The following is a 4632-nucleotide window of genomic DNA, read 5'->3' as shown; positions in this document are numbered from 1 at the left end:
TGAGGTACACGGATGCCGCCCGGCCGGCCGGAACCTGGTACTACCGGGTCACCGCCGCCGATGCCGCCGGGAATACCAGCGCCGGCTCCGCCACGGCCACCGCGGTGGTCACGGCCGGCGCGGCGGCCACGGTCATGGCCGTCGGCGACCTGGCCTGCGCCTCGGGCACAGCGACGTCATCCGTGGCGTGCCGGCACGGCGAGGTCGCCGGGCTGATCACCGCCGCCGCACCAGACCGATTCATCGCTCTGGGCGACCTGCAGTATCAGGAAGCCACCCTCAGCCAGTTTCTGGGCGCGGGCGCCTACAACGACACCTTCGGGCCGCTCAAGCCGATCACCCTCCCGGCGCTCGGCAATCACGAATACTACGGCGGAACCACCGGGTACTTCGATTACTTCTACGGCACCGGCGTCGCCTTCGGCCCCTACGGCTCGCGCCCCGACGGCTACTACGCGACCTCGATCGGGTCGTGGACCGTCATCGTGCTGAACACGGAATGCGACGCAGGCGGGGTGACCGGAGGATGCGGAGCGGACAGCCCGCAGTATGTCTGGCTGCAGAACCAACTCACCGCGGCGCCGACCCAGTGCACCCTCGTCGCAGGGCATCGACCTCGCTGGTCGACCGGTTCCAACCACGGTTCGTATCCGGCGCTGTCGCCGCTCTGGGACCTGATGGCGACGAACGGCGTCGACGTCTATCTGGGGGCTCACAACCATGTGAGCGAGATCTTCAAACCCATCGGCGTCTCCGGTGCCGGGGCGACACCTTCCCAGAGCCTCACCGGGATCCGCTCCTTCACCGCCGGTGGTGGCGGCGTGAACCAGCAACCGCTCAGCGCCAACACAGACCCGTTGCTCAGCGCGATGGAGGCCCGCAGTCGAGCGGCGTTCGGGCCGTTGCAGCTCACCCTCAACGCCGATTCGTATTCGTGGCAGTTCCTGCCGATTTCGGGGATGACCTTCACCAATGACGGCACCACCGGTGCATTCAGCGGCACCGACAGCTGCCACTAGGTGCATAGGCCAGCTAAAACCCTCCCGCGGCCTCCGGCTCAGTAGCGCTGCACGGCCAGGAAGGCGAGGCCGGCGATCAGCGTCCACGAGGTCAGACCCACGCGGAGGGTTTTGCCCCCGGTGCGCCGGATGGAGCGGAGGTTCACGGCGGCGCCGAGCCCGGATAGTGCGATCGCGAGCAGGTAGGTTTCACGGTGTCCGCGCTGGGGCTCGGTCAGCGGATGGTTTTGCGCGCCGTGATCTGGCCGGTGTCGAACCCGAGGAGGTGGAGCCCGCCGTGGAACCGGGCGTGCTCGATCTTGATGCAGCGGTCCATCACCACGGTGAGGCCCTTCGACTCGGCGTACTCGGCGGCTTCCTGGTTCCAGATGCCGAGTTGCACCCAGACGGTGGGGGCTCCGATAGCGAGCACCTCGTCGATCACGGCGGGGATGTCTCCGGCCCGACGGAAGACGTCGACGATATCGGGTACCTCGGGCAGCGACGCGAGGCTGGGGTACGCCGTCTCGCCGAGAATGGTCTTCGCGTTCGGGTTGACGAAGTACACCCGGTAGTCGCTCGACTGCTGCAGGTAGGTGCCCACGAAGTAACTGGAGCGGGCCGGGTTCGGCGACGCGCCGACGATGGCGATCGACTTCGCCGCCCGCAGGATCTTCAGCCGGGCCTTGGCGTCGGGACCCTCCCAGGTGCGCTGGGAATTCAACAGCTTCGCGAGGGGGGAACCGGTGGGAACCGAGCAGCTGAGCCCGTTGGCGAGGTGCACGGTGTCGTGCAGGGCGGCATCTGTGGCCGGGGCGGCGTCGATGTTCAGGTGGTGACCGCTCATTTGGCGCCCGCAATCCGGCCGAGGGCCTGGTCGAGGTCGTAAATGATGTCCTCGACGTCTTCGATGCCCACGCTGATGCGCACGAGGCCGGGCAGCACGCCGGCGTCGACGAGCTGGGTCTCGTTCAACTGCGCGTGGGTGGTGGAGGCCGGGTGGATGACCAGGGTCTTGGCGTCGCCGATGTTGGCGAGGTGGCTGGCCAGATCGACCGATTCGATGAAGGTGCGCCCGGCGTCGCGGCCGCCTGTGACGCCGAAGCTGAAGACCGATCCGGGGCCCTTCGGCAGGTACTTGAGGCCGCGTTCGTAGTGCGGGTGCGCCGGCAGCCCGGCCCAGTTGACGAAGTCGATCCTGGGATCGGCGTCGAGCCATTCGGCCACCGCGCGCGCGTTGTCCACGTGCGCCTGCATGCGGAACGGCAGTGTCTCGACGCCCTGGGCCAGCAGAAACGCGGAGTGCGGGGAGAGGGCCGGCCCGATGTCGCGCAGCTGCTCGGCCCGCAGCCGGGTGAGGAAGGCGTACTCGCCGAAGTTGCCGGCCCACTCGAGGCCGCCGTAGCTGGGCACCGGTTCGCTGAACAGCGGGAATTTGTCACTGTGCCAGTCGAAGCGTCCGCTCTCGACGACGACGCCGCCGAGCGTGGTGCCGTGACCACCGAGGAACTTGGTGGCGGAGTGGATCACGATGTCGGCGCCCCACTCGATCGGCCGGGTCAGGTAGGGCGTGGCGATGGTCGAGTCGATCACCAGGGGGATCCCGGCCGCGTGGGCGACGGCGGCGAGCCCCTCGATGTCGGCGACCTCCCCGGACGGGTTGGCCACGGTCTCGGCGAAGATCAACTTGGTCTTCTCGGTGATCGCGGCGGCGTAGTCGGCCGAGTTCGCGCTGCGCACGAACGTCGTCTCGATGCCGAAGCGCCGCAGCGTCACGTCGAGCTGGGTGATCGAGCCGCCATAGAGGTTCGCGCTGGAGACGATGTGGTCGCCCGAGCCCGCGAGGCTGGCAAAGGTGATGTACTGCGCGGAGAGGCCGCTGGCGGTGGCGACGGCGCCGAGCCCGCCCTCGAGGCTGGCCACGCGCTCCTCGAAGGCCGCCACGGTCGGGTTCGACAGGCGCGAGTAGACGTTGCCGTACTTCTGCAGGGCGAAGCGGGCGGCGGCATCCTCGGTGTCATCGAAAACGAACGCGCTGGTCTGGTAGATCGGCAGGGCCCGAGCGCCGGTGACGGCGTCGGGGATGTTACCTGCGTGGATTGCCCGGGTCGTGAAACCGTACTCGCGATCTGCCATGGCCTTACGTTAGCGATGATCGGCGGGCGGCTCAGGGTGGACGCGTAACAGTACGAAACGGGTGGCGCCCGACCCGGCAGAACCCGTGCGCGCCAGTGCTGCCCGGTCGGGCAGGATAAGGGCATGGAAGAGCGCGTGGAGACGGTCGTCATCGGCGGCGGGGCAATGGGGTCGGCGACGGCCTGGCAGCTGGCGCGTCGGGGCCGGCCGGTCACCGTGCTGGAGCGGTTCATGCCCGGGCACCTCAACGGCGCCTCGCACGGCGCCTCCCGCAATTTCAACACCGCCTACGCCGAACCTACCTACGTGGCGATGCTTGCCGAGGCGCTGTCGCTCTGGCGCGAGCTGGAAGCCGAGACGCAGAGCACACTCCTGCGTCAGGTCGGCGTCGTCAATCACGGGGCGAATCCGTCGTTCGACCGAGTGGCGGCAATGCTGGCCCGGGTGGGCCTGGGCGCCGAGTTCCTCGCCCCGGAGGCCGCAGCCGAACGCTGGCCGGGCATCCGCTTCGACGGTCGGGTGCTGTTCGCCCCCGACGCCGGCCGGGTGAACGCGGATGCCGCGGTGACCGCCCTGCAGGCCGCCTTGCAGACCGCCGGGGCCGACGTGCGGCACGGCATCCGCGTGCAGCGCCTGGAGGTGCAGGGCGACGACCGGGTGCGGGTGACCCACGAGGCCGGCACGATCATCGCCCGCCGGGCCGTCGTCACGGTCGGCGCGTGGACCAGCGCCCTGCTGGCCGGGGTGATCCCGATGCCGCGCCTCACGGTGACGCAGGAGCAGCCGGCGCACTTCGCCTTGCGCGACGCCTCCCCGGCCGCCGCCGCACACGCCGAGACCGAGTGGCCCGGCTTCAACCATGCGCCCGCCTGGTCCGACCCGCGCTACGGATACTGGTACTCGCCGGTCTACGGCATGTACACGCCCGGCCAGGGGATCAAGGCCGGCTGGCACGGCGTGGGTCCCAGCACCGACCCGGATGCGCGCAGCTTCCAGCCCGAGCCCGTTCAGCTGGCTGCCCTGGCGCGCTATGTGCGCGAATGGCTGCCCGGCGCCGACCCCGACACGCTCGACCCGGTCAGTTGCACCTACACGACCACGGCCGACGAGGACTTCGTGCTCGACCGGGTGGGCCCCGTGATCGTGGGGGCCGGCTTTAGCGGCCACGGCTTCAAGTTCACGCCGACGGTCGGGCGAATCCTCGCCGACCTGACCACGGGCACCGCAGCCGCTCCGCCGCGGTTCGCCCTGAACCGGGCGCCGAACGCCGCGGCCGGGGGCTGGCTCTCCCGCCGCTGAGCGCCACCTCGCTGTTCGGCGTCGAACCAATTCGACGGAGATTCTGCTCTGAAAGCGCATTTTCGGCCTGATTGGGTGCGATTCGGGCAAAATCTCGGCTCTCCTGCTTCATCTGTGGGTGTTTCGGAGCGCCTTAACGGCCGCACGCCGCTTCCTGTCTAGGTTTCTGACTGTCTAGGAACAGAAACTCAAGGGGCAG

Annotated in this window: 4 protein-coding genes; 2 read left to right on the top strand and 2 right to left on the bottom strand. The window is 69.1% G+C overall.

Annotation, left to right across the window (positions count from 1 at the left end):
- On the top strand, nucleotides 1–1019 hold a 1019-nt coding region (locus E3N86_RS09160), incomplete at its 5' end, for a metallophosphoesterase (protein ID WP_134511805.1).
- A 214-nt stretch (nucleotides 1020–1233) separates the two neighbouring features.
- Here the strand turns inward: E3N86_RS09160 and E3N86_RS09155 are convergent.
- Both E3N86_RS09155 and E3N86_RS09150 read right to left on the bottom strand, forming a co-directional pair.
- The gene (locus E3N86_RS09155; protein WP_134374572.1) at nucleotides 1234–1845 is read right to left on the bottom strand and encodes a CoA-binding protein; all 612 of its coding nucleotides are present in this window, start codon (nucleotides 1843–1845) and stop codon (nucleotides 1234–1236) included.
- Nucleotides 1842–3134 carry an O-acetylhomoserine aminocarboxypropyltransferase/cysteine synthase family protein gene (locus E3N86_RS09150; RefSeq protein WP_134374570.1) on the bottom strand — a complete coding sequence of 431 codons (1293 nt, stop codon included), beginning with the start codon at nucleotides 3132–3134 and terminating at the stop codon, nucleotides 1842–1844. The genes E3N86_RS09155 and E3N86_RS09150 overlap by 4 nt, the downstream gene beginning before the upstream one ends.
- Before the next feature lie 123 nt (nucleotides 3135–3257).
- Between E3N86_RS09150 and E3N86_RS09145 the strand changes: the two genes are divergently transcribed.
- The gene (locus tag E3N86_RS09145) at nucleotides 3258–4433 is read left to right on the top strand and encodes an FAD-dependent oxidoreductase (RefSeq protein WP_134374568.1); all 1176 of its coding nucleotides are present in this window, start codon (nucleotides 3258–3260) and stop codon (nucleotides 4431–4433) included.
- The last annotated feature ends 199 nt before the right edge of the window (nucleotides 4434–4632 follow it).

The sequence above is a fragment of the Cryobacterium sp. Hz7 genome, from assembly GCF_004402815.1.
In the GTDB taxonomy this organism is placed as follows: domain Bacteria; phylum Actinomycetota; class Actinomycetes; order Actinomycetales; family Microbacteriaceae; genus Cryobacterium; species Cryobacterium sandaracinum.
Note: the sequence above shows the minus strand (reverse complement) of the source record. Positions and strands in the feature narration are given on the sequence as shown.